At 40.6% G+C, this 23,092-nt stretch carries 24 protein-coding genes and 2 riboswitches; of the genes, 18 read left to right on the forward strand and 6 right to left on the reverse strand.

Features of this window, described 5'->3' with window-relative positions; translation table 11 throughout:
- Nucleotides 1-6 precede the first annotated feature (6 nt).
- Both MMB69_RS06810 and MMB69_RS06815 read right to left on the reverse strand, forming a co-directional pair.
- The gene (locus tag MMB69_RS06810; protein WP_277447431.1) at nt 7-147 is read right to left on the reverse strand and encodes a hypothetical protein; all 141 of its coding nucleotides are present in this window, start codon (nt 145-147) and stop codon (nt 7-9) included.
- Nucleotides 148-296: 149 nt separating this feature from the next.
- Nucleotides 297-1,310 carry a S66 family peptidase gene (locus MMB69_RS06815; protein WP_277447432.1) on the reverse strand — a complete coding sequence of 338 codons (1,014 nt, stop codon included), beginning with the start codon at nt 1,308-1,310 and terminating at the stop codon, nt 297-299.
- A gap of 148 nt (nt 1,311-1,458) precedes the next feature.
- Between MMB69_RS06815 and MMB69_RS06820 the strand changes: the two genes are divergently transcribed.
- Nucleotides 1,459-1,971 (forward strand): sigma-70 family RNA polymerase sigma factor, encoded by a 513-nt coding sequence (locus MMB69_RS06820; RefSeq protein ID WP_277447433.1) that lies wholly within the window; start codon nt 1,459-1,461, stop codon nt 1,969-1,971.
- A gap of 19 nt (nt 1,972-1,990) precedes the next feature.
- The gene (locus MMB69_RS06825; RefSeq protein WP_277447434.1) at nt 1,991-3,154 is read left to right on the forward strand and encodes a DUF4179 domain-containing protein; all 1,164 of its coding nucleotides are present in this window, start codon (nt 1,991-1,993) and stop codon (nt 3,152-3,154) included.
- A 46-nt stretch (nt 3,155-3,200) separates the two neighbouring features.
- On the opposite strand, the gene MMB69_RS06830 is transcribed toward MMB69_RS06825, so the two are convergent.
- Nucleotides 3,201-3,620 carry a MarR family winged helix-turn-helix transcriptional regulator gene (locus MMB69_RS06830; RefSeq protein ID WP_154990043.1) on the reverse strand — a complete coding sequence of 140 codons (420 nt, stop codon included), beginning with the start codon at nt 3,618-3,620 and terminating at the stop codon, nt 3,201-3,203.
- Between the two features lie 141 nt (nt 3,621-3,761).
- Between MMB69_RS06830 and MMB69_RS06835 the strand changes: the two genes are divergently transcribed.
- Both MMB69_RS06835 and MMB69_RS06840 read left to right on the forward strand, forming a co-directional pair.
- Nucleotides 3,762-4,109, forward strand: coding sequence for a DUF6054 family protein (locus MMB69_RS06835; protein ID WP_028409537.1), 348 nt, complete (start codon nt 3,762-3,764; stop codon nt 4,107-4,109).
- 205 nt (nt 4,110-4,314) lie between these two features.
- Nucleotides 4,315-4,698 carry a FixH family protein gene (locus tag MMB69_RS06840; RefSeq protein WP_028414740.1) on the forward strand — a complete coding sequence of 128 codons (384 nt, stop codon included), beginning with the start codon at nt 4,315-4,317 and terminating at the stop codon, nt 4,696-4,698.
- A 77-nt stretch (nt 4,699-4,775) separates the two neighbouring features.
- On the opposite strand, the gene MMB69_RS06845 is transcribed toward MMB69_RS06840, so the two are convergent.
- A complete protein-coding gene (locus tag MMB69_RS06845; RefSeq protein ID WP_221785347.1) occupies nt 4,776-5,156 on the reverse strand; it encodes a VOC family protein in 381 nt (126 codons plus the stop codon).
- Between the two features lie 329 nt (nt 5,157-5,485).
- On the opposite strand from MMB69_RS06845, the gene MMB69_RS06850 reads away from it, so the two are divergent.
- A complete protein-coding gene (locus MMB69_RS06850) occupies nt 5,486-5,653 on the forward strand; it encodes a hypothetical protein (protein ID WP_277447436.1) in 168 nt (55 codons plus the stop codon).
- A gap of 155 nt (nt 5,654-5,808) precedes the next feature.
- On the opposite strand, the gene MMB69_RS06855 is transcribed toward MMB69_RS06850, so the two are convergent.
- Nucleotides 5,809-6,738: a DUF3298 and DUF4163 domain-containing protein gene (locus MMB69_RS06855; protein WP_264408214.1), complete on the reverse strand. Its 930-nt coding sequence runs from the start codon at nt 6,736-6,738 to the stop codon at nt 5,809-5,811.
- Between the two features lie 431 nt (nt 6,739-7,169).
- Between MMB69_RS06855 and MMB69_RS06860 the strand changes: the two genes are divergently transcribed.
- The 5 genes from MMB69_RS06860 (at nt 7,170) to MMB69_RS06880 (ending at nt 11,204) form a co-directional block, all read left to right on the forward strand.
- Nucleotides 7,170-7,427 carry a FeoA family protein gene (locus tag MMB69_RS06860; RefSeq protein ID WP_013084241.1) on the forward strand — a complete coding sequence of 86 codons (258 nt, stop codon included), beginning with the start codon at nt 7,170-7,172 and terminating at the stop codon, nt 7,425-7,427.
- Nucleotides 7,420-8,148: a FeoB small GTPase domain-containing protein gene (locus MMB69_RS06865; RefSeq protein ID WP_277447438.1), complete on the forward strand. Its 729-nt coding sequence runs from the start codon at nt 7,420-7,422 to the stop codon at nt 8,146-8,148. The genes MMB69_RS06860 and MMB69_RS06865 overlap by 8 nt, the downstream gene beginning before the upstream one ends.
- Before the next feature lie 13 nt (nt 8,149-8,161).
- The gene (locus tag MMB69_RS06870; protein ID WP_481861880.1) at nt 8,162-9,529 is read left to right on the forward strand and encodes a nucleoside recognition domain-containing protein; all 1,368 of its coding nucleotides are present in this window, start codon (nt 8,162-8,164) and stop codon (nt 9,527-9,529) included.
- Nucleotides 9,530-9,726: 197 nt separating this feature from the next.
- A complete protein-coding gene (locus tag MMB69_RS06875) occupies nt 9,727-10,104 on the forward strand; it encodes a hypothetical protein (RefSeq protein WP_221785350.1) in 378 nt (125 codons plus the stop codon).
- A 116-nt stretch (nt 10,105-10,220) separates the two neighbouring features.
- Entirely contained in the window at nt 10,221-11,204 is a 984-nt protein-coding gene (locus MMB69_RS06880; protein WP_277447440.1) for an HD domain-containing protein, read from the forward strand.
- A gap of 88 nt (nt 11,205-11,292) precedes the next feature.
- Here MMB69_RS06880 and MMB69_RS06885 read toward each other — a convergent pair whose 3' ends face one another.
- On the reverse strand, nt 11,293-12,399 hold the full coding sequence (locus tag MMB69_RS06885) for a GntR family transcriptional regulator (RefSeq protein ID WP_277447441.1): 1,107 nt from the start codon (nt 12,397-12,399) through the stop codon (nt 11,293-11,295).
- A gap of 338 nt (nt 12,400-12,737) precedes the next feature.
- Here MMB69_RS06885 and MMB69_RS06890 point away from each other — a divergent pair, with 338 nt between their 5' ends.
- From MMB69_RS06890 to MMB69_RS06925, 8 genes are all read left to right on the forward strand, one after another.
- Entirely contained in the window at nt 12,738-14,369 is a 1,632-nt protein-coding gene (locus MMB69_RS06890; protein WP_277447442.1) for a xylulokinase, read from the forward strand.
- A complete protein-coding gene (locus MMB69_RS06895) occupies nt 14,363-15,061 on the forward strand; it encodes an L-ribulose-5-phosphate 4-epimerase (protein WP_013058237.1) in 699 nt (232 codons plus the stop codon). Before MMB69_RS06890 ends, MMB69_RS06895 begins: the two co-directional genes overlap by 7 nt.
- 29 nt (nt 15,062-15,090) lie before the next feature.
- Entirely contained in the window at nt 15,091-16,515 is a 1,425-nt protein-coding gene (gene araA, locus MMB69_RS06900; RefSeq protein ID WP_269871895.1) for an L-arabinose isomerase, read from the forward strand.
- A gap of 147 nt (nt 16,516-16,662) precedes the next feature.
- On the forward strand, nt 16,663-18,042 hold the full coding sequence (locus tag MMB69_RS06905) for a sugar porter family MFS transporter (protein WP_269871894.1): 1,380 nt from the start codon (nt 16,663-16,665) through the stop codon (nt 18,040-18,042).
- Between the two features lie 488 nt (nt 18,043-18,530).
- The gene (locus tag MMB69_RS06910; protein WP_057273687.1) at nt 18,531-18,782 is read left to right on the forward strand and encodes a hypothetical protein; all 252 of its coding nucleotides are present in this window, start codon (nt 18,531-18,533) and stop codon (nt 18,780-18,782) included.
- A gap of 80 nt (nt 18,783-18,862) precedes the next feature.
- Nucleotides 18,863-18,973: riboswitch (SAM riboswitch) on the forward strand.
- Nucleotides 18,974-19,052: 79 nt separating this feature from the next.
- Nucleotides 19,053-19,241: riboswitch (cobalamin riboswitch) on the forward strand.
- A 149-nt stretch (nt 19,242-19,390) separates the two neighbouring features.
- Complete coding sequence (metE, locus tag MMB69_RS06915; protein WP_277447445.1) at nt 19,391-21,685, forward strand: 5-methyltetrahydropteroyltriglutamate--homocysteine S-methyltransferase; 2,295 nt, start codon at nt 19,391-19,393, stop codon at nt 21,683-21,685.
- 142 nt (nt 21,686-21,827) lie between these two features.
- Nucleotides 21,828-22,445 carry an acetate uptake transporter gene (locus MMB69_RS06920; RefSeq protein WP_013058231.1) on the forward strand — a complete coding sequence of 206 codons (618 nt, stop codon included), beginning with the start codon at nt 21,828-21,830 and terminating at the stop codon, nt 22,443-22,445.
- A gap of 144 nt (nt 22,446-22,589) precedes the next feature.
- A complete protein-coding gene (locus MMB69_RS06925; protein WP_277447448.1) occupies nt 22,590-23,090 on the forward strand; it encodes a GNAT family N-acetyltransferase in 501 nt (166 codons plus the stop codon).
- Nucleotides 23,091-23,092 lie beyond the last annotated feature (2 nt).

Consider the following 23,092-nt stretch of genomic DNA (forward strand, 5'->3'; position numbering starts at 1 on the left):
CAAGGTTCAGACATAACGCGCTGTTGATTTCCGTGCAAGACGTTGCTTTCCGCGGGCGGGCAGTGAGCCTCCTCGTCGCGTGTGCTCCTGCGGGGTCTCACCTGTCCCGCTTTTCCCGCAGGAGTCTTCGTCTTGCCCTCCAATCAAGCACTAGAAAAACCTACATATATGAAATATGAAACAAGCCTACGTTCACTATACCCATAAAAAAACCCGAACGAATTGTATTCTCCATTAAGAATCAAGTTCGTTCGGATCTTCCTTCAATCAAACTACTTTTATACAAGCTTCTTTTTTTACGTAAAGTATTGGACAACTGTGCCTTTGTTCTTCTCTACGTTAACACTCGCATACGCGCCGTTAATAAGCGTGAGCTGAGGCGGGAGGTGGCCGCAGTCGATGTCATAGACAACTGGAATATGTAAGTCAGAGGCAAGGTCATGATACACATCTGCAGCGGCGTAGGAATCAACAGGTTCATTAGCGCTGCTTCTGCCAAATAAAATACCTGAGCAGTTATCAAACCAGCCCGCTAACTTAAGCTGAAGAAGTGAACGGCGAAGGTCAGCGGTCGTGAGTTCACAGTTGTCAAAGTACCAAATGACCGGCTCAGCAGGAATATGTTTTTCTCGAAAAGCTTTTACGTCTCCAAAAGGAGTGCCCGCTAAATGTCTGATTACGTCAATACATCCTCCGAGCAGTCGCCCTTCGATGTGCACGTCGCTTGATCCTGTATGCTTCCAAGCGGTTTGTTCGGTTAAATGAAACACGCACGGTGACGGGTTGTCATGTTGCCATTCTTTTTGATAGCGATCAGAAGAAACTTGAACCACGCTTTCTCCTTTTTTGGTCGTCAGCACCTGCTGCCACATCACAGTTGTTGGGTCCCAGTATTCTCCTCGCAAGTCCACAAAGTTGGTTCCATGAGCCGTTGCAATCCCGGTATTAAGTGTAATAGCCAGCAAAAGAACGCTGGTGTCAGAGTAACCAAGCACCCATTTTGTTTTCCATTTCGTAAAGTCGAGATGTTCAAGAATTTCAATCAGCAGCTCGCCTCCCCAAGGCGGGATAATGATATCAATGTTTTCATCAGTAATCATGGCTTGAAGCTCATTTGCACGTTTTTTAGGAGAAGCGGATTTTGCTTTATGCTGCGTCCAAACGGTTTCTCCTGGTATAACAGAAAAGCCTTTTTCCTTCATCTTTTCACACGATAAAGAAAACATGGAATGAAGAGCTTGAGGTACACCAGAAGAAGGTGCGGTTATGCCGATGGTTGGGTTAGATGTAAGAAAAGGATAGGTAATCATAGCAGCCTCCTTCAAAGGTTTTAGCTTATTTTACCAGCGCGAGGAATGCTGAACAAGTTTATTTTTCATTTAATTTAGGAAGATTGATAGGTTTTATAAAAAGAATTCGTATTAATAGATGTAAAAACAAGCGGAAAGGAGCAATGTCATGGAAGATGACTGGATTGTTGCGTGTATAACGCAGAAAAAAGAAAAAGGATTAGAGCTGTTAATCGATCAGTACGGAGGATTAATTACGGCCATTGTACGCAAGCATCTAGGCACGTTAAAAAGCTATGAAGAAGAGTGTGTAAACGACGTGTTGTTAGCGGTGTGGCATCATATTCACCGCTTTGATTCGGAGAAAAATACGTTTAAAAACTGGGTGGCGGCTGTTGCAAAGTACAAAGCGATTGACTATCAGCGAAAATACATAAAAACGCAGCACGAAGCGCTTGGCGAAGCAGAATTTGGTGAAACACCAGAAGTTCATAACGTTCAAACAAATGACGTGGAAGAACTTTTAGGTCACTTAAGTGAAGGAGACCGCGAGCTGTTTAAAGCGTATTACTTACAGGAAGTCGAGCTGAAGCAAATTGCTAAAAAACAAGAGACCACCATCAGCAATTTATACAACCGGCTGTCGCGCGGACGAAAAAAATTAAAAGCCATTTTTAAATGAGAAATAAGGAGGGACAAAGATGAAAAATCAATATGACTTATTAAACGGATCTTCTGTAGATGTTGATGAATATGAAGAAATCGAGCTAACGGCAAACGAGAAAAAGCGAATGAAAAAACGTTTAAAACGTGAAATAAAGCCGGCGCAGAAAAAAGCGCGTCCGTTGATTGCCGCTGCGGTGCTGCTGCTTGCCGTGACGACTGTAATGATAAAAAACGAAACGGTATGGGCATCGGCTGTGCGAATCAGTCAGCAACTTGGCCAGCAAATTGAGCTGCTTATGAACAAGCCTGAAGGCAGCTTGAGCAGCTATAAAAAAGCGGTAAATGAAACGGCAACGGACCAAGGTATTGAAGTAAAAGTAAATGAACTAATGCTTGATGACGGACAGGTGCTGCTTGGGCTGACGATCAGCGCAGATGAATTTAGGCGAACCGCACTAGGACTTAACCAAAACACCCCAATTCGACCGGGAGAGCTGCGCGTGAAAATTGGCAATATGTCGTTTTTTGATTCTGCTTCAAGCATTACAAATGAAACCATTAAAAATAAAGACGGAAGCTGGAACTATCTGTACGCTTTAAAACTAACGCAAGCGGACACGAACGGAGACGGGAAAATCGATGTGGAAGGCTACAACGTGCTAGATCATATTGATTCAAACAAAAACTATCAAATCAGCGCGCAGTTCACAAGCCTCGAATTTGAAAAAAATCCTGGTCAGACGAAAAGCGGAAACTATCGGGATTCGTACGGAGAAATTAAAGGGAATTGGACGGTACACACTAGCGTAAACGGCTCGAAAATCATCGCTGATACTAAAGTGTATCCGTTAAACAAGGAAATTCCGATTAAAGAAAATGGAATAGAAGGCGTATTGTCGATCAAAGAAGTTCGCGTATCGCCTGTTTCTATTAAAATGCACTATACGTTTGCAGCATCAAAAGGAAGTATCCGAGGCGGAACGGATGTCGGTGTAGACATAAAAGACCAAAACGGAAGAAATCTTTCTGAAAGCGGCAGTGGAGGAGGTACAGACACAGTGATAGAGATGGACGAAGAGTACCGAAATGATAAAGACGTCATTATGCTTAGATTTATTCCATATGTAAGTGATCATGAAAAAGGCTGGTCAAAAGATTTAACTTCAGACGCCTTTAATTTGAAGGTAAACAACAACTAACCAAAATAAAAACCAGATGCCTGCTTAGCGTGCATCTGGTTTTGTATTAGATATCCATTTTATTTAACAAGCGAAGAAACGTCTGTAATTCTTCATCCGTAAAATGGCTAAGCTTTTCACCATATTCTTGGGTGAGTACTTTTTCCATTTCTTCTGCAAACGCTTTTCCTTTATCCGTAATGGATAAGTAGACAACGCGGCGGTCTTTTTGACTGCGTACGCGCGTGACAAATTCTCTTTCCATGAGACGGTCGCTGACGCACGTCATGCTGCTGTTTGAGATGTGCATATGCTCTGCAATCTCAGAAACGATATGATTGCCTTCTTTATACAGCAGGCGAAGCGCTAAAAATTCATTTAAAGGAATATATGATTTTAAAGTGGGGATAACCGATAGCTGCATTTTTTTCGTTTGGTTTCGCATCGTGGAAACCACATTTTGGATAAGTTGATCTCGTGTATTCATAGAGGTTGCATGCTCCTTTTTCCGTTCAAACAATTCTTTTTCTTCTATTGTACCATATTGTACATAAAGAGAAGCGGCAGGTTTTTTAGTGGGAAAAAGAGAAGTAGTACATATCTGTTGCGATAGAAAGGGGATTGAGTGATGGAAAAAGTAATTGAGTTTAAAACGACGCTGCTTCCTTTTGATGGAGCAAAGAAGCTTGTGAACGCAAATAATTCCGAAAGTGACTTATTATACAAGGAATATTATGATCTCGGAGACGGTAAGCAGATGTGTACGCTTGTGTTTGAACGCTATTTTTTCCGCACCGGCGGCAGGGGATCACTAACGATTATTTTAGAAAATGTGTCCGGTCCAAACAAAGTAAAGTGTATTCCTTCAGGAAGCGCAGAAGGAATATTAAATATTGATTGGGGAGCAAGCAAAGATTTTGTAAGATGGGTAGAAAACGCACTCTCATCGTACACGTTAGAAGAACCGCAGAGATAAAGGCAAAGCTGGAGAAGGCAATAAGCTTCTTCAGCTTTTTTTGTGAAGCGAAGGGCGAGTAGAGAAATGAAAAGATGCAAAAGCTACTGTAGAAATAAGAACTTTATGTGGACAATAAGCATTTTTTCTCTTTTTACCGGATAAATGGGTATAATATGAAATTGCAGGAAGACTTCACATTTACATAACAAAGGAGAACAACATAATGAAAAAACTCAGCATCGTATTATTCGTTTTAATGATAGCTATAGTAGGCTGTTCAAAGGCAAATGATTCACGTTCAAAAGAAGTAAAAGGAACGATTGAAGTACCGGAATCAATTCAAGCAAATGAACAAGTCAAGCTTAAAGTCCTTGTGACGCAAGGAGATAAAAAAGTGGAAAACGCCGATGACGTGCAGTTCCAAGTTGAAAAAGAAGGCTACATCAATCAAGAAATGACAAAAGCACCGCATGAAGGAAAAGGTGTATACAGCACGGACTATACGTTTAAAGAAGACGGCGAATATATGATTACCGCTCACGTTACGGTAGACGGTGACATGAAAATGTTTACGAAAAAGGTAGAGGTAGGTAAGTCTAAAGAGTAAAGCTTATAGTTGAAGAAGCGGCTTATATAGCCATGTGAAGGAGAATGCCTCGTGCATTCTCTTTTTATAGGGTTGCTTTAATCTACGTAATTGGATAATTCAATCAAATTGTGATCAGGATCTCTTACATAAACAGAAACGATCGGACCTACGGCACCTGTTCGTTTAACGGGTCCTTCTTCAATTTCTACATCATGTTTTTGTAAATGACTAATTACGCTTTCGATTTTTTCTTCTGTAATAAAACATAAATCAGCGGAACCCGGAAGAGGGTGCTTTGCTTTTGGCTCAAATTCATGGCCCGCTTGATGTAAGTTTATTTTTTGTTCACCAAAACGAAGCGCTATTCTTCCTTCTCCGAATGTTTCTTTTTGCATGCCTAAAATAACCGTATAAAAGTGAATGGTTTTTTCAACGTCTTTTACCGTTAGTACAAAATGGTCTAATTTTTTAATCATGTCGTTTCCTCCTCACAATGTAAGCTTTCTTTCTCTGAAAATAGAGTAAGTATTTGATGAGATCTGAGAGGTTTTTCTATAAATAAGTATATCATTTGTAAAATGGAGAATAGACAAAGACAGCTGTATGTCTATTTTCAGTTCAAAAGAGTGTTTTATAAAGGGCCTGTTTTTTAAAATATTATGGTTTTACACAATGCATTAAAGGATTATGGGATTTTATGTTAATATTGGATGAGGAGTGGCATTTATTTTAGTAACTTGGTCTGGAAAGTTTGTTGGTTAGATGCGTTAAAAATTTAAATACATATATGAATGGAGATGCTCGTATGTCTATGGGGATACTTTCTTTAATCACTTTTGTTATCTGGTTTGTAGCCATTCAAGAGTTTTTAAAACCTGAAAAAAATCAGAGTAACCGAAAGATAATGATGTTAACATCCGCAGGCTCCTTGCTGACGTTAGTTTTGACCATTTCACTTTTTCAAGCGCTATAAAAATACTTCTAAAAGCGGTTTTTCCTAGGCTATAAGAAGCGGAATAGGGCTTACCTTTCTTTTTTGCTCCGCTTATTCTGCAGAAAAAAAGAAAAAGAAGCATGTAAACTGATGGTTCGCATGCTTCTTTTTTTATGTTTTTCTGTACGACTATCTTATTTATAAACGCTGGAAGGAATTTTAAACGTATGAATGCCGTTAGAATACGGGCCGTACTCATACTCACCAAATATAATGGCAATTCCGCCACTTGTGTAGTAAAACTGATCTTCTTTTAAGTTTACAGACTTAAATTCATTAACCCAGAATTGAGCACCTTTTTTATTACGAGCGATCATTTCATTGCGAATATAGTTATTAACTTTATTTAACTTAGTGTTATTGTTAATAATATCCTTTAAGTTAATTTGTCGAGCTTTTAACAAATCGTAGTTATAAGTATCAATCCAAGTGTTGCCGTGAGCGCCGCCAGCGTACGCATCATTCGTAATAGCAACACTTAAAATATTATCTTGGTTGTAAGGTACAGAGTATGTCATATTACGAGAATAAGGACCTGGTGCCCAACCGTTTTTGCGGTCTTCCTTCTCTTGTTCTTTTAGTTCGTTATGTTCTTTTTGTGCTTCCTTAGCAATGTTTAAAAACTTTCGATTATAGCTAGCCTCAAATGGTTTATTGATAAGGCCGGATACCTGCGGATAGCTAATGTTGCTTGCTAAAGATTTCTTCGTAACCGTTACTCCTAATGCTTGAATTTTGTCACTAGGCGCTTTTTCATACTTAATACTTGATGACTTTTGAGCATAGGTACCCTTTGATACCCCATACAGACCACCAAATTTACTTGACTCAGAATACACGCGAAATACTTGCCCTTTTGTCACTTTTCTAGCTGCTACTAACTTGTTGTTTTTAATGTTGTAAAGATTCGTGTTCTTTAAAACGGTAACGCGTCCTATTTGCCCTTTAACCAGTTCCTGATTCCCCCACACGACTTTTGCTTCTGCAACTGTTTGCGGAGCAAGCGGTGAGAATAACAAAGCCAAACCTAAAACAACTGCGCTAACCCTTTTGAACCTTTTCATAAAAGCCCCCTAAAGTGATTTTTGTAGGTTTTAAAACTAATCAATACTTTATTTTCAAAAAAACCCATTCACTAGTATAGCATATTTTTACAGTTTTTCACTTTTATCAATTCGTTTTTACTAAATTATTTTTCGACTTGATTCCTCTTATTAAATGATTAAATAAAATAGATCGGCGCACTTTATGCCTTCAGTAGAAATAAGAAAAAACACAGTATTTTACCCTAGACTAAAAAAGTTTCCTGTGGTAAACTTTCGGTATCATGACAAGTGAAAACTGAAAATTTTAAATAAATGATGCTGACATGTTCATTTTTCTGCACCAGCAGAATACCCTATTAAAAATCAACGAGCATATTTTTTTACCTTAAAAGTTGGTCTGATGAAAAAAACATAACCTTAGGTAAAAAATGAGAAGGGACGAAAAATAGATGGCTAGTGTAAATAATTATCCATTGTCTACATTTACGACAGGTGAAACGGTACAGCTAGAGCGAATCGAAATCGAAGGTGCCTTAAAGCGACGCTTGTTAGATTTAGGATTTATTCCAGGAGCAATTATCAAAGTGCTTCAAAAAAGCCCGTTAGGAGATCCTGTTGCTTATCAAGTCAGTCATACAACGATTGGTCTCAGAAAAGAAGAAAGCTCAAAAATTTATGTGAAAAAAGTAGGTGACGACGATGAGTAAGTATCGTATTGCATTAGCGGGAAATCCGAACACAGGAAAAAGTACGTTATTTAATGGATTAACCGGTCTTAAGCAGCATACGGGAAACTGGACGGGAAAAACCGTGGCCAAAGCAGAAGGGACGTTTGAACATCACCAGCAGCTCTACACAATCGTCGATTTGCCTGGAACGTATTCACTTTATTCAAACTCGGCGGATGAAGAAGTAGCGCGTGACTATATTTTATTTGAAAGACCTGACGTGACGGTTGTTGTGGTGGATGCAACGGCGATGGAACGAAATCTTAATCTAGCGCTGCAGGTAATGGAAATGACGGAAAACGTCGTGATTTGCGTGAACTTAATGGATGAAGCAAAGAAAAAAGGAATTGTAATTAACGAAAAAAAGCTCGCTGAATCGTTAGGCGTACCGGTTGTGCCTATATCAGCTCGCAATAAAAAAGGGATTACAAATTTGCTAGATGCGATTGAAGGAGTCGTGCGAGGGCAAGTAAAGCTTAATCCTTACCAGGTGCAGTACACAAAAGAAATTGAAGCGTCACTAAAGGAGCTAGAACCTCAAGTCGCTTCTATTGTGGGAAATCAATTTCCTCTGCGCTGGATTGCTTTACGGGTTCTTGATGGAGACACGTCATTTTTAGAAACGATTCAGCAGCGTCAGCAAGACATCAGTCACACAGAAAGGAGGAACAGCGCATATGGGAAATCCGTTAACTCCTGAAAACTCATTAGCCATGGAACAATTAACGCGCTATGCCCAGCAGGAAAAAGAAAAAGATCATCGTTCAAATATGGTCGCAAGTATTTATCAGTCTTCACAGCAAATATGTAAAAAATCAGTGGTGTACGAAGACCGCTCAAAGCTTCAGCGCACAGAAAAGCTAGATAAAGTCTTCACTTCACCAATCTGGGGCTTTCCGATTATGCTTGGCATTTTATCGGTCATCTTTTATATCACCATAGCCGGCGCAAACGTTCCTTCTGGGTTAATCGCACAAGGATTTGGCTGGGCGGAAGGGTATTTAACAGCTTTCTTTCAAGCGATGCATGCGCCGGAATGGCTGAACGGAATTCTTGTACTAGGACTGTTTCGCGGTACCGGATGGGTCATTAGCGTGATGCTGCCTCCAATGGCCATCTTTTTCCCGGTGTTTGCCCTTTTAGAAAACTACGGCTACTTGCCTCGCGTAGCGTTTAATATGGATCGTCTGTTCAAACGAGCAGGCGCACACGGCAAGCAGTCACTGACGATGGCGATGGGATTTGGATGTAACGCCGCAGCGATTATGTCGACTCGTATTATTGAATCGCCGCGTGAACGTATGATGGCGATTTTAACAAATAACTTTGTTCCGTGTAACGGCAGATGGCCTACGCTGATTTTGTTAGCTTCTTTATTTATGGCAACAGGCTTTACGGGAAGCGCTAAAACTTTCGTAACGGCGCTTGTGGTAGTCGGAACGGTGTTATTTGGAATTGTTGTGACGCTGTTCGTATCATGGGCACTGTCTAAAACGGCGCTGCGCGGAGTACCAACACACTATACGCTAGAGCTCCCGCCTTACCGTAAGCCAAAATTTGTAGATACAATTGTGCGTGCGACGCTGGATAAATCGCTGTTTGTGTTAAAACGCGCAATTATTGTTGCAGCACCCGCAGCGGTGTTAACGTGGGTATTGGCTAATATCTATATCGGTGACACAAGTATTTTAATGCACTTCGTTCAGTTTCTTGATCCGTTCGCTAAGTCGCTGGGGCTAGACGGCTATATACTAGCTGCTTTTATCATTGGCTTGCCAGCTAATGAAATTGTTGTACCAGTTCTACTGATGGCGTATTTATCAACAGGCTCATTAATTGAAATTGAAGATGCGACTCGACTGAAACAAATTTTCCTTGATCACCACTGGACGTGGCTAACGGCTCTTAATATGATGCTGTTTTCGCTCCTGCATTTTCCATGCGGAACGACGCTTGTGAATATTTATAAAGAAACCAAAAATGTCAAGTGGACGTTTCTTGCTTTTGCGATTCCAACAGTGATTGCGATTGGGGTTACGTTTGCGGTTGCTCAAGTGGTAAAAGCATTCAATCTTATTTAAATATGATATAAAAGTGCAGGGCTTTGCAAAAAGCCCTGTATTTTTTATGAGTAGTCAATGAGATAAAGAGTATGATAGGGTGAACTTGATTGCTATTTGTTAGGTTAAATGGTAATTTGTATGATGTAGATTCATTTCGTGTACAAGAGAAATTAATAGACAAAACGTGCAGATAGATTGCTAAAAGGGGACTGACTGTGGGGTTATTTTTCAGCAAAACAAATTCAAAAAAAGCTAATAAGTATCAAACAAGGCTATACTCTTGTTTCACCATTCTTATCATAGTGAATGTGATTAACAGCTGGTTTCTCGATTGGCTTTGGCTTTATATCACCACAAGTAGCGTTCTTGTTATACTAGTGATATTCCTGCTCAAAACACCTAAACGTGATTTAGATGAAGAGTGGAAGCAGCTAGAAATAGAGAAAGACGAGGCTTTTGAAAATAAAGTCAATCTTTTGATTCGAAATGGCAGAAGAGACGTTGATGTTATTAAATATATACGTAAAGAAAAAAATCTTGGTTTGCTTCCTGCGAAGCAGTATTTTGATCGAATTAAAGCGTCAAGTGAATAATAAAAAACGACCTCTGGTAAGACGAGGTCGTTTTTAGTTACAGGCAAATGGAACCCTGCGATGTCTCATGTTAGATTAAAATACGTCCAAAATAGCTAGTAAAAGGAGAGAGAAATATGCTCATACTTTATGATGAGCTGTACGGGAAATTTGAAGCAGACGGCGTTCTTTTAGAACTCATTCAAAGTGATCCCGTACAGCGTTTAAAAGGAATTTATCAAGGCGGAGCGAGCCGGTTTGTAAATGAAAAATGGAATACTACTCGATATGATCATTCCGTTGGTGCGATGATGCTTGTACATAGGCTAGGAGGCTCTTTGGAAGAGCAAATAGCGGCTTTATTACATGATGTTTCACATACGGCATTTTCTCATGTGATTGACTATGTTTTGGAACAAAAAGAAGAAAATTATCATGAAACGATTTACGAACAAATTGTGACCGGGTCATCTATTCCTCCTATTTTAAAAAGCGCCGGTTTAAACTGGCGAGATATCTTGCTTGATGAAAGCCAGTGGACGCTGCTCGAACAGAACGCTCCGCACTTATGCGCTGACCGCGTGGATTATACGCTGCGGGATTTGTACGTATGCGGGGAGATTACTTTACAAGAAGTGCATGCTTTTTCGGATCAGCTTGTCGTATTTAATGGACAAATGGCATGCAGTAATTTAGCAGCGGCAGAGTGGTTTGTGGATGCTTACTACAAAGAAGTGATTGGCTTTTTTATGAATCCGCTTAATATGTTTGGAAATCATCAGCTGACGGAAATTATCAAGCTCGCTTTGCAAAAAGATATTTTATCTATAGAAGATTTTTTAAAGCAGGATGACGATGTGGTTCGGTTGCTGAAAAATGCTGGAGATAGCAGCATTGAAGGGATGTTATCTGCTCTTTTTAACAGCAAAGTAGAAACAGGCACTGCGTCTTGTCATGATGTTCACCAAACGACAAAAATGCGCTGGGTTGATCCTCTCGTCATTGGTTCAGAGGGAGCGGCTCCTGTATCTCAGTTATCACTTACCGCTAAAAGAGTAATAGAGCAAGTGAAACAAAGGATAGAAAAAGGAGTATATATCAACGTTCAGGCTCCGTTATAAAGGGAATCGTTACATAAAGAAGGGGATGCAATAATGTGCATCCCCTTATCTCATAAGAAGTTTTATAGACCTCTAAGGAAGCCTTCTCTCAACGCACTTCATCACGCTTTGCAGTTAATTCTTTAATCGTTTCTCCTTCAACTAACACAGGCTGATAGTAAGTTTCGTTTGGCAAATCTTTTTTGCCCTGCAGCTTTTTAATGATCCAATCCGCCGCATCGTGTCCCATTTGTTCCTGCGGATGTGTTAACGTTGTTAAATTAATCGTCGCATTTTTAGCGATGTACGAATTGTCTTGACCAATAATTGACAACTTGTCCGGAATAGAAATGCCAAGCTGTCTGCATACATTTACGACTTCTAACCCGACTTCATCGTTATAGCAGACAAGAGCGGTCATTTCGTCTTGGTTTTCAGTGAGAAACTCTTTTAAATTAGCATACAAATCGAGCTTTGTTTCGGTGTTAAAAGACAAAATATGCTCAGGCTGAAAGCGGAGCTTTGCTTCACCGAGCGCTTTTATGTAGCCTTTCATTCGGTACTTTCCCTGCAGGTCATCCATTTTTGCGATGAGCCCAATTTGTGTATGGCCTTTTGAAATTAATTCGTTTGTGGCAAGGTAGCTTGACTGAACGTCGTCTAGACAAAAAAACGGAACGTCCAATTCTTCGTAGTAGGCGTTAATCATCGTAAACGGAACGTCTTGTTCTTTGAATGATAAATAATAAGAGATGTTTGGATTGTACAAATTACTTTTTGTAGGTTCAACAATTAAGCCGTCTACTCCGTAGGAAAGCATCATTTCCAGCGCTTTTTTTTCTTGTTCCACATCATTATTCGTGCTAGCCAGCAGCAGCGAATAATTATCTTTATTTAATCTGCTTTCAATTCCGCGAATAATAGAAGGGAAAATATAGTCGGAAATATACGTGGTAATTACACCGATTGTTTTGTTGGCAGAAGCCCCGCTAGATTTGGATTGATACTGATTGCTCACATAGGTGCCAGATCCTTTTTCGCTTCTTAAAAATCCTTCATTCGACAGCTCTAAAATGGCTTTTCGAACCGTATGTCTGCTGACACCATACGTTTCTTGCATGGCCGATTCAGTCGGGATTTGTTCGCCGATGCTGTAATCGCCTGAAAGAATTTTGCTTTTTATATCTTCAATAATCACCTGATATTTTGGCTTCATGTTTTCACTTCTTTCGTAGTTGTATACATTCAACTTTTTTTATGTGTAAAATTTGTATGGACATATTTTATCATGAACGTGAATAAATGAAAAGATTTCCTTGGTTTTTAATCGAAAGGGAAACGATTTAAGGATTGGATACCGGCTTTTTAAAAGTTCAAGAAGGGAAGAGTAGGGTGTTTTGAATATTTGTGTGCATATATAATTTTTATGTTGACAAATGTACGTACAAATAAATATACTTAAGTTGTTAACAAATTCAAACAGCGTTACATAAAACGGAAAGCGCTTCCTTACTGCTATAGGTATCTTTATAGCTATCAGAAAGGAGATTAAACGTGAAAACAACTCAAGAAAGCATAAAACAAGCAATTGCTAAAGGAAAAACGTCTCTTGGAATTGAACTTGGATCTACTCGTATTAAAGCGGTGCTGATTGATGAAAACTTTGAAACGGTCGCATCTGGAAGTTATGAATGGGAAAATCTCTTAGAAGACGGTTTTTGGACGTACAACTTACTCGATATTATTACAGGTTTGCAAAGTGCTTACCGTGAAATGAAGCAAGAAGTAGAACGAAGCTACGGAATCACGATTCGAACAGTTGGCTCCATCGGCGTTTCAGCTATGATGCACGGATATATGGCGTTTGATAAAACGGGTGAGCTGCTTGTTCCGTTTCGAACGTGGCGTAATGCAACAACAAGCGCAGCAGCAAAAGAATTAACTGAACATTTCCAATTTAATATTCCTGAACGATGGAGCATTGCGCATCTGTATCAGGCAATTATCAATCAAGAAAAACATCTGCCGCGCATCCATTACATAACAACGCTAGCCGGCTATATTCACTGGCTGCTGACGGGCAGTAAATCGCTTGGCATTGGAGATGCTTCGGGAATGTTTCCAATTGATGAACGCACGCAAAATTACAGTGAAGATATGATGAAGCAGTTTGATGAGCTCATTTCTTACAAAGGATATCCGTGGCAACTATCAGATATTCTGCCTGCAGTTCATACTTCAGGCGAGCAAGCAGGTACATTAACAGCCATTGGGGCTAGTATTTTAGATCAATCAAAAAATTTGCAGCCGGGCATTCCGTTTTGTCCTCCAGAAGGAGATGCGGGAACGGGAATGGTGGCGACAAACAGCGTAAGAAAACGCACGGGAAATGTTTCGGTAGGAACGTCCGTTTTTGCGATGATTGTCCTAGACAAAAAGCTTGCAAACGTTTATCCAGAAATTGATTTAGTTACTACGCCAAGCGGCAGTCCAGTTGCCATGGTTCATGCGAATAACTGCTCAAGCGACTTAAACGCCTGGCTCGGATTGTTTCGCGAATTTTCGGAGGCGATGGGACAAAAAGTAGAGTCGGATAAATTATTCGAAGTGATGTTAAATAAAGCGCTAGAAGCTGATCCTGATGGAGGGGGCTTGCTAAGCTACGGCTATTTCTCAGGTGAAAATATTACCGGAGTGGAAAGTGGCCGTCCGCTATTTGTCCGTTCAGCAAAAAGCAATTTTAATCTAGCAAACTTTATGCGTACACATCTTTTTACAGCTTTTGGCGCTTTAAAAATAGGGATGGATCTTTTAGTCAAAGAAGAAAACGTAAAGATTCACAGTATTTTAGCGCACGGAGGATTATTTAAAACGCCGGTAGTCGGTCAGAAAATGATGGCAGCGGCAATCAACACGCCTGTTTCCGTCATGGACACAGCTGGAGAAGGCGGCGCGTGGGGAATGGCTATTCTTTCTTCTTATATGCTCAATAAAAGTGAGAATGAAAGTTTAGCAGATTTCTTGGATGATAAAGTCTTTAAAGAAGTGACCGCACAAGAAATTTATCCTGACGAACTCGACGTAAAAGGATTTGAAGCATTTATTAAAAGATATAAAAAAGGGCTAGTGATTGAAAAAGCAGCCGCAGAGCACCATAGCGAAGAACGGGAGGAGTTAGTGTGCTAGATAAATTAAAAGAAGAAGTATTTCAAGCAAATGTCGATTTGCCAAAACACGGACTGGTCAAGTACACGTGGGGAAATGTAAGTGCCATTGATCGAGACAGCGGTTTGTTTGTGATTAAACCAAGCGGTGTGACGTACGAGAAAATGACGGCGCAAGACATGGTAGTCGTTGATTTAGATGGCCGCGTGGTAGAAGGTGAGCTTAATCCGTCATCTGATACGCTGACACATGCGGTACTCTATAAACATTATCCGCAAATTGGCGGTATTGCCCATACGCATTCAACGTGGGCGACCATTTGGGCTCAAGCAGGGCTTGATGTGCAGGCAATGGGAACGACTCATGCCGATACCTTCTATGGTTCCGTACCGTGCGCACGCTTTTTGACCGAAAAAGAAGTGAATGACGGATATGAAGTGGAAACGGGCAAGGTGATTATCGAAACATTTGAAGAGCGCGGCTTAGATGTGTTAGCGGTTCCTGGTATTTTACTTCAAGGGCACGGGCCGTTTACGTGGGGAAAAGATGCCAAATCGGCGGTAATGAACAGCGTCGTACTAGACGAAGTATCCAAAATGAACTTCTTTACACAAAAATTAAACGGGCTGGCTGAAGAGCTGCCGCAGCGTATATTAGACAAACATTATTTACGAAAACACGGACAAAATGCGTATTACGGGCAAGGACAATAAAAGACTTACATACAGAAAAGGGGATTATCATGTTAAAAACAGCTCAAAAAGAATTTTGGTTTATTGTTGGTTCACAGCATCTTTACGGAAAAGAAGCACTAGCAGAAGTTAAAGCACACGCGCAAAGCATGACTGATGCTTTAAATGAAAGCGGTGTCTTGCCTTATCCGATTGTTCTGCAAGATTTAGCTGTGAGTGCTGATACAATTACAAGCATGATGAAAGAAGTGAATTACCGAGATGAAGTTGCCGGTGTAATCACGTGGATGCATACGTTCTCGCCTGCAAAAATGTGGATTCGCGGTACCAAGCTACTGCAAAAACCGCTGCTTCATTTGGCAACACAATTTAACGAAAGCATTCCTTGGGAAACGATTGATATGGATTTTATGAACTTGAATCAGTCCGCTCACGGTGATCGTGAATATGGCTTTATCAACGCGCGTTTGAACAAGCAAAATAAGATCGTAGTAGGCTACTGGGAGCGCCCCGACGTACAGCAGCAAATTGCACAGTGGATGGACGTGGCCGCTGCTTATAACGAAAGCTTCAACATTAAAGTTGCGCGTTTCGGTGACAATATGCGCAACGTCGGCGTAACGGAAGGAGACAAAATTGAAGCACAAATTCAATTTGGCTGGACGGTTGACTACTTCGGAATCGGTGACCTTGTTCAATATGTAAATGCCGTTACAGAAGAAGAAATCAATGATTTGTTTGCTGAATATGCCGACGCGTACGAATTTGTCTACGGTGATTATTCTGCAGAAGACTGGGAGTCTAGCGTAAAAGTACAGGCAAGCTATGAAATTGCGATTAAACGTTTTCTAGATGAAGGAGGCTACAGCGCCTTTACGACTAACTTTGAAGATCTATACGGTATGAAACAGCTTCCTGGTCTAGCCGTACAGCGTTTGATGGCACAGGGATACGGATTTGCCGGTGAAGGAGACTGGAAAACAGCCGCGCTTGACCGCTTGCTTAAAGTAATGAGCCGTAATCAGTCAACGGGCTTTATGGAAGACTACACGTATGAATTAGCACCCGGACGTGAGTCAGTGCTTCAATCACACATGCTTGAAGTAGACCCGACGCTAGCCGTAAACAAGCCAAAACTAATCGTTTCTCCGCTAGGTATTGGTAACCGCGAAGACCCAGCCCGCTTAGTGTTTGACGGTAAACAAGGAGAAGGCGTAGTCGTTTCCATGGCTGACTTCGGTACGCATTACAAGCTGTTAATTAACGAAGTATCGGCATTTGAGCCGGAAGTTCCAGCTCCAAATCTTCCGGTAGCGCGCGTGCTTTGGAACATTAAGCCGAACTTCCAAGACGGCGTTAAAGCGTGGATTGAAAACGGAGGAGGCCATCATACGGTTCTTTCATTAAATTTGACGACGGATCAAATCGTCAGCTATGCAAAGCTTGTTGATCTAGAGTACGTCATTATTAAGTAAGCATTCACATTTCCGAGGGAGCGCTGCTTCCTTGGAAGTGAAAATATAGCGTTAGTAAAAGAACGCCGTTTTTAAGAATAAATGAAAGCGTTTTAAATTTGTGTGGTAGGGAGCAAAACTAAGACAATACAAAGGGGATCTATAATCATGAGTAAAGTATCAAGTAAGTTTATCTTCTTCTTCGGCTCATTTGCCGGTATTTTATTCGGTTATGATATTGGAATTATTGCTGGTGCAGAAGGTCATATCCGTGAAGCGTTTCATTTAAGTCCGCTCTGGCTGGGAATTGTGGTTTCGTCGCTAATGGGAGGAGCCATTATCGGTTCCATTTTAAGCGGATTATTAGGCGATAAGTTTGGACGAAGAAAGTTAATTTTAATTTCGTCTATCATCTTTCTTTTAGGCTCCATCGGTTCCGCGATTGCACCAGAGGAAATTACGTTAACGATTGCGCGCGTCTTTTTAGGTACAGCAGTAGGAACGGCTTCTTCGTTAGTTCCTGCCTATATGTCAGAAATCGCACCTGCACATATTCGCGGAAAGCTTTCAGGTTTAAATCAGCTAATGATTGTAATTGGATTATTATTAAGCTATATCGTAGCCTTTATTTTTGAGCCGGTTCCAAACAGCTGGCGACTTATGCTTGGCAGTGCCGGTATTTTTGCGATCGTTTTATGCATCGGAATGATCAAGCTTCCGGAGTCACCTCGCTACTTAATTAAAAACGGAATGGCAGATAAAGCGCGTGAAGTACTGCGCACGCTTCGTTCCTCAGCAGCTGAAGTCGAAGCTGAAGTATCTGAAATTGAAAGCGTAGCTGTGCATGAACAATCAGGCATTAAACAGCTGTTTCAGAAAAAGTTTCGTCTAGCTTTAATTATCGGTGTCGGAATGGCAACTTTTCAGCAGATTCAAGGCTCAAACTCAATTGTTTATTATGCAACAAGCATTGCCCGTCAAGTTGGTTTAGCGCCACAGGTAGCTGCTGGTTTTACGGTCATTGTTGGGGTAATCTTTGTCGTGACAACACTTATTTTTCTGCAGTTTGTTGATAAATTCAACCGCCGTACCATTCTTACAATTGGCGGAGCGGGAATGGCTCTTTCCTTTTTCACACCGGCTATTCTTGGAGCAGTAGGCGTTAATGAATCCGTCGTGAACTGGGTTACGTTAATTGCACTTTGCTGCTTTATCCTGTGCTATGCGTTTTCTTGGGCGCCGCTTACGTGGATCATTGTAGGAGAAATTTTCCCGCTTTCTGTACGCGGAATCGGTGCTGGGATTTCATCTGCTTTTAACTGGACAGGATCGCTTGCAGTAGGGCTTGTATTCCCAATTTTAGCTGATCAGTTTAGTTTGGGCGTTATCTTTTCAACGTTCGGGATCATTTGTATTCTCGGATTATTCTTCATACGTTTTGTAGTTGTTGAAACAAAAGGACGCAGCCTAGAGCAAATTGAAACGGACATGGCAGCTCGTTCTGAAAGAAATTCTTTAAGTCCGGTTGAGCGTAATAAATATGTTTGATTGTCGTAAATGTTTTAATTGTAAGGTGCTGAGATAAAAGTATTTTAGCTGAAGTGAAAAACGAACCACTAATCAAAGTGTTTGATTAGTGGTTCGTTTTTTTATGGTGAACGCAGGTTTCAGCTGTTTCATTTCTTCTAGCAGTTGATTGGAGAGCAAGGCGAAGCCTTGCACGGAAATCAACTGCGGGGCAACAAGCGATTCAGCTCATGTATCCCATTTGCCTTTAGATTAGATTCATTTCGTTATGTCTCAACCTCTTTTGGGAAACCGTACGAAACCTTGTAGCAGAAGGCTCAGTCAAACGTTATAATAGATAATGAATGATGATATATTCTCTATATTTGTCATATATTTGTATTACATATGTAATTGAAGAAAAACATTCACTTGATATACTGTTTAATGACTTAACTTTATCTCAAAATTTACAGTGAAATGCCTGTTTATAGAGGCTTAGAACATACACAGCAAATGGAGGAGCTACAATGGCAAACGAAAAGATGCAAGAAGGACTTGATCGTTTTATTAAGGAAGATTTAAATGACCTTTTAGGTAGACTGTTCCCTTTAATGGATCGTGAGTGTGCTGAGGAAAAGAGAAAGCTTATCGAAACAGCGGTAGAGTACATTTATTCGTCAGGATATCACCAAGGAGCAAAAGACTTGATCGAAACACATCGAAAAGATGATTACAAATTGTTAAGGCAAAAATTAGCGTCAACGCCTCCTAAAAACTAATTTTTTTGAAATTTCTTTTGACAACATAAATGTAAGGTGTTAAGATGACTCTACATTCAAAATATTATAAATAATTAAAACTCTTATTGAGAGAGGCGGAGGGACTGGCCCTGTGAAGCCCGGCAACCATTTAACAGTCTTGTTGAAAAGGTGCTACATCCTGCAAAGCGTACAGCTTTGAAAAATAAGAGAGGATTTCATAGATACTATGCCTCTCTATTCATGATAGAGAGGCTTTTTATTTTATGTGAATATGTTTTGAATGAACAATTTTATAAAAATGCATCAGGTGCTGTGTAACGAATGTACGCAGCTTAAAAGGGAAGACCGGTGAAAAGCCGGCGCGGTCCCGCCACTGTAATGGGGAGCAACTTATTAACCACTGTTTCATGTTGAAATGGGAAGGGATAGGAAGCGATGAACCTAAGTCAGGAGACCTGCCTGTTGTATGCACTTAAGCTCTACGGGATATAGAGAGGAGTGAGGAATACGTGTTGAGAAAAACAGGCTATCTCAACTTTAGTTAAGTATGCGTATCATCTCTCTTTTCATTTCGAAAAGAGAGATTTTTTAGTTTACCGATAAAAAATATACAGGGAGTGGAAAAAATGAGCAGTGTAAAAAGTTCAAACTTAGGTTATCCAAGAATTGGTGAAAAACGAGAATGGAAAAAAGCGCTTGAGCAGTTTTGGGCAGGAAAACTAGAGAAAGATATCTTTTTGCAGGAAATTGAGTCTCTTCGTCTGGGGCATCTGAAAAAACAGCGTGATGCAGGAATTGAATTGATTCCAGTCGGCGATTTTAGCTTATACGATCACGTGTTAGATACAGCCGCTATGTTTGGTCTAGTGCCAAAGCGCTTTGATTATGACGGAGGGCCGGTATCGATTGAAACGTATTTTGACATCGCCCGAGGAACAAAAGGTGCGGTAGCCTCTACGATGATAAAATGGTTTAACACAAATTATCACTATATCGTACCGGAGCTTGAGGAATGTACGCCGTCACTTGTAGAAAATCGCCCGCTTCAATTTTACAAAGAAGCAAAACAGAAGCTGAATATTGAAGGCAAGCCCGTGATCTTAGGTCCAGTAACATTTGTGAAGCTGTCAAAAGGATATAAAAAAAGCGAGTTTAAAGAAGTAGTTAAACAATTTGTTCCGCTTTATGCAACTATCTTAGCGGAGCTGCAGGCAGAAGGAGTAGAGTGGGTGCAGATAGATGAGCCAATTTTAGCTACAACGCTATCAAAAGAAGACCTGGCGCTGTACAAAGAAGTCTATCAAACTTTGAAAAAAGCGGCACCGAATGTAAAAGTCATTTTGCAAACGTATTTTGACAGCGTTGATCACTATAAAGAAGTTGTGTCTCTTCCTGTTGAAGGAATCGGCTTAGATTTTGTACATGACCGAGGAGAAAATCTCACTGCGCTTAATAAATATGGTTTTCCAACGGATAAAGTGCTGGCAGCGGGAGTGATTGACGGACGAAACATTTGGCGTGAAAATTTGGACGAACAGCTTTTAACGATCAGTGAAATTGAAGAAGCCGTATCAAAAGATCGTTTGATTCTGCAGCCTTCATCAAGTCTACTACATGTTCCCGTTACGGTGAAAAATGAAGAAACCATTGAGCCAGTGTTAAAAAATGCGCTGTCTTTTGCAGATGAAAAGCTAAAGGAAATCACGCTTTTAACAAAAGCGGTGCGGCAAGGAAAAGAAGCAATAGAAGAAGAAATAAGCGTAAGCAAACAGGCAATTCAAGCATTAAATGGATCATCTTTTCGAAATCATCAAGACGTGCAAAAAGAGCTGAAGCAGCTGCACAGCTATAAAGCAGAGCGACAAGCGCGGTTTGACGTACGTCAACGCGTTCAGCAAGAAGCGTTTCAACTGCCGCTTCTTCCCACGACAACGATTGGAAGCTTCCCGCAAACAAAAGAAGTGCGAAAAGAGCGTTTAAAGTGGCGTAAAGGCGAGTTAAGCGATGAAGCATATGAAGCGTACATTAACGAGGAAATAAAAAAATGGATTGAAATTCAAGAAAACATCGGCTTAGATGTCCTTGTGCACGGAGAGTTTGAGCGTACGGACATGGTTGAGTACTTCGGTGAAAAATTAGGAGGCTTTCAGTTTACGAAGTTTGGCTGGGTGCAATCTTACGGTTCTCGCTGCGTGAAGCCGCCGCTTATTTACGGAGATGTATCGTATGAGCAGGCGATGACGATCAAAGAAACGGTCTACGCACAGTCTCTAACAAATAAGCCGGTTAAAGGAATGCTGACGGGTCCGATTACGATTTTAAATTGGTCGTTTGTGCGTGATGATATCCCGCGCTATGACGTCGCAAATCAAATTGCGCTTGCTCTTAGAAAAGAAGTAGAAGCACTTGAAAGTCAGAGCATTTCAATGATTCAAGTAGATGAACCGGCACTGCGTGAAGGACTGCCGTTAAAACGAGAAAACTGGAACAGCTACTTAAACGCTGCGGTGTATGCATTTAAACTAGCCACGGTATCGGTGCAAAACGAGACGCAAATTCACACGCATATGTGCTATTCAGAATTCGAAGAGATTATTGATGCCATCAAAGCGCTTGATGCCGACGTGATTTCCATTGAAACGTCTAAAAGCCACGGTGAATTAATTTATGCGTTTGAAAAACATACGTACAATCAAGGAATCGGACTTGGCGTGTATGATATCCACAGCCCGCGCGTACCGAAGCTTGAAGAGCTTCAGCGAAACATTGACCGCGCTCTGCAGGTACTTGATCCTGCATTGTTTTGGATTAATCCCGACTGCGGCCTTAAAACAAGAGGAATCAGCGAGACGGTTGAAGCTTTAAAAGTGATGGTTGAGTCTGCAAAACAAACCAGACAAAATTTATTACAAAACGTTTAATGATAAGAAATTAAAGACCAAGCAGTGTAACCGCTACACTGCTTGGTCTTATGGGATTTTAAAAGGCCAAAAATATCCATTGACACTTCCCGTACATTTTTGTATCTTTTTAAAGGTGTTTTTAAAATCAGGGAGGTACAACATGAGTAACAACAGCACGCAGCACGTTAAAATTGTAACAGCGGATCCATCAGCGCTAGGTCTATTCGGACTTGCCATGGTAACACTTGTTGCATCGTTTCAAAAGCTTGGGGTAACCGATGGTGTTTCATTGGTATTGCCATGGGCGATTTTTTTAGGCGGAATAGGACAGTTAATCGCGTCTATGCAAGATTTCAAACATAATAATACCTTCGGCGCAACTGCTTTTGGTGCCTTCGGGTTATTTTGGCTAGGTGTAGCTATGACATGGCTTATTCAGCTTGGAGCATTTGGGGAAGCGCTCGCAAAAGAAGCGGATCCGAAGCAGCTCGCATTTGCTTTTGTCGGCTACTTGATTTTCAGCGTTTTTATGACAGTTGGAGCAATGGGCACTCATAAAGTATTATTTATTATTTTTGTGTTAATCGATTTCTTATTCATTGGATTATCGCTAAGTACATTTGGTGTGGCATATGAGTACACGCACTTACTAGCAGCAGTTTCAGAGCTATTAATTGCTCTGTTTTCATTCTATGGATCTGCAGCGGCTGTATTAAATACTCACTACGGTCGAGTTGTGCTTCCGGTGGGCAAGCCGTTTGGTGCATTTATCAAATAATCAAGACGTTAATTAAAAAGCGAAGTAGGGTTGAATTCTGTATGATGCAGAGGTCAATCCTTTTTTGTTTGGGCATTTTTATATATAGTAGAAAGAGATAGTTATATGTAATAGAAGCTTTTAGAGAAAAAAGAGAAATACATAATGAGAGGAAACGTTCCAATGATTATAAGACAAGTGGATGAAAAAGATTTAAACCAATTAATTACGTTAGAAAACAAAGGCTTTACACCTGAAGAAGCTGCCTCAAAAGATGCATTTATCACGCGGATCAACACCATTCCTGATACGTTTATCATCGCCCAAGAAAATGAAGAAATAATCGGATATGTGAACGGTCCCGTCATTTCAGCTCCGTTTATCACGGATGATTTGTTTGAAAAAACGATTTCAAATCCTGAGACAGGCGGTCATCAAAGTATTTTAGGGATTGTCGTAAATCCCAAGCATCATCACAAAGGAATTGCGAGTAAGTTGCTAAGAGAATTTGAAAAACAAGCGCGGAGCAAACAGCGCTTAACGATTACCTTAACGTGCAAAGAAGAATTGATTCCTTTTTACGAAAAAAACGAATATGTGAATCAAGGCGTTGCCGAGTCTCAGCATGCAGGCGTCCAGTGGTTTAATATGAGTAAGAAGCTTTAATG

The organism is Priestia sp. P5, from assembly GCF_029522155.1.
Taxonomy (GTDB): domain Bacteria; phylum Bacillota; class Bacilli; order Bacillales; family Bacillaceae_H; genus Priestia; species Priestia megaterium_E.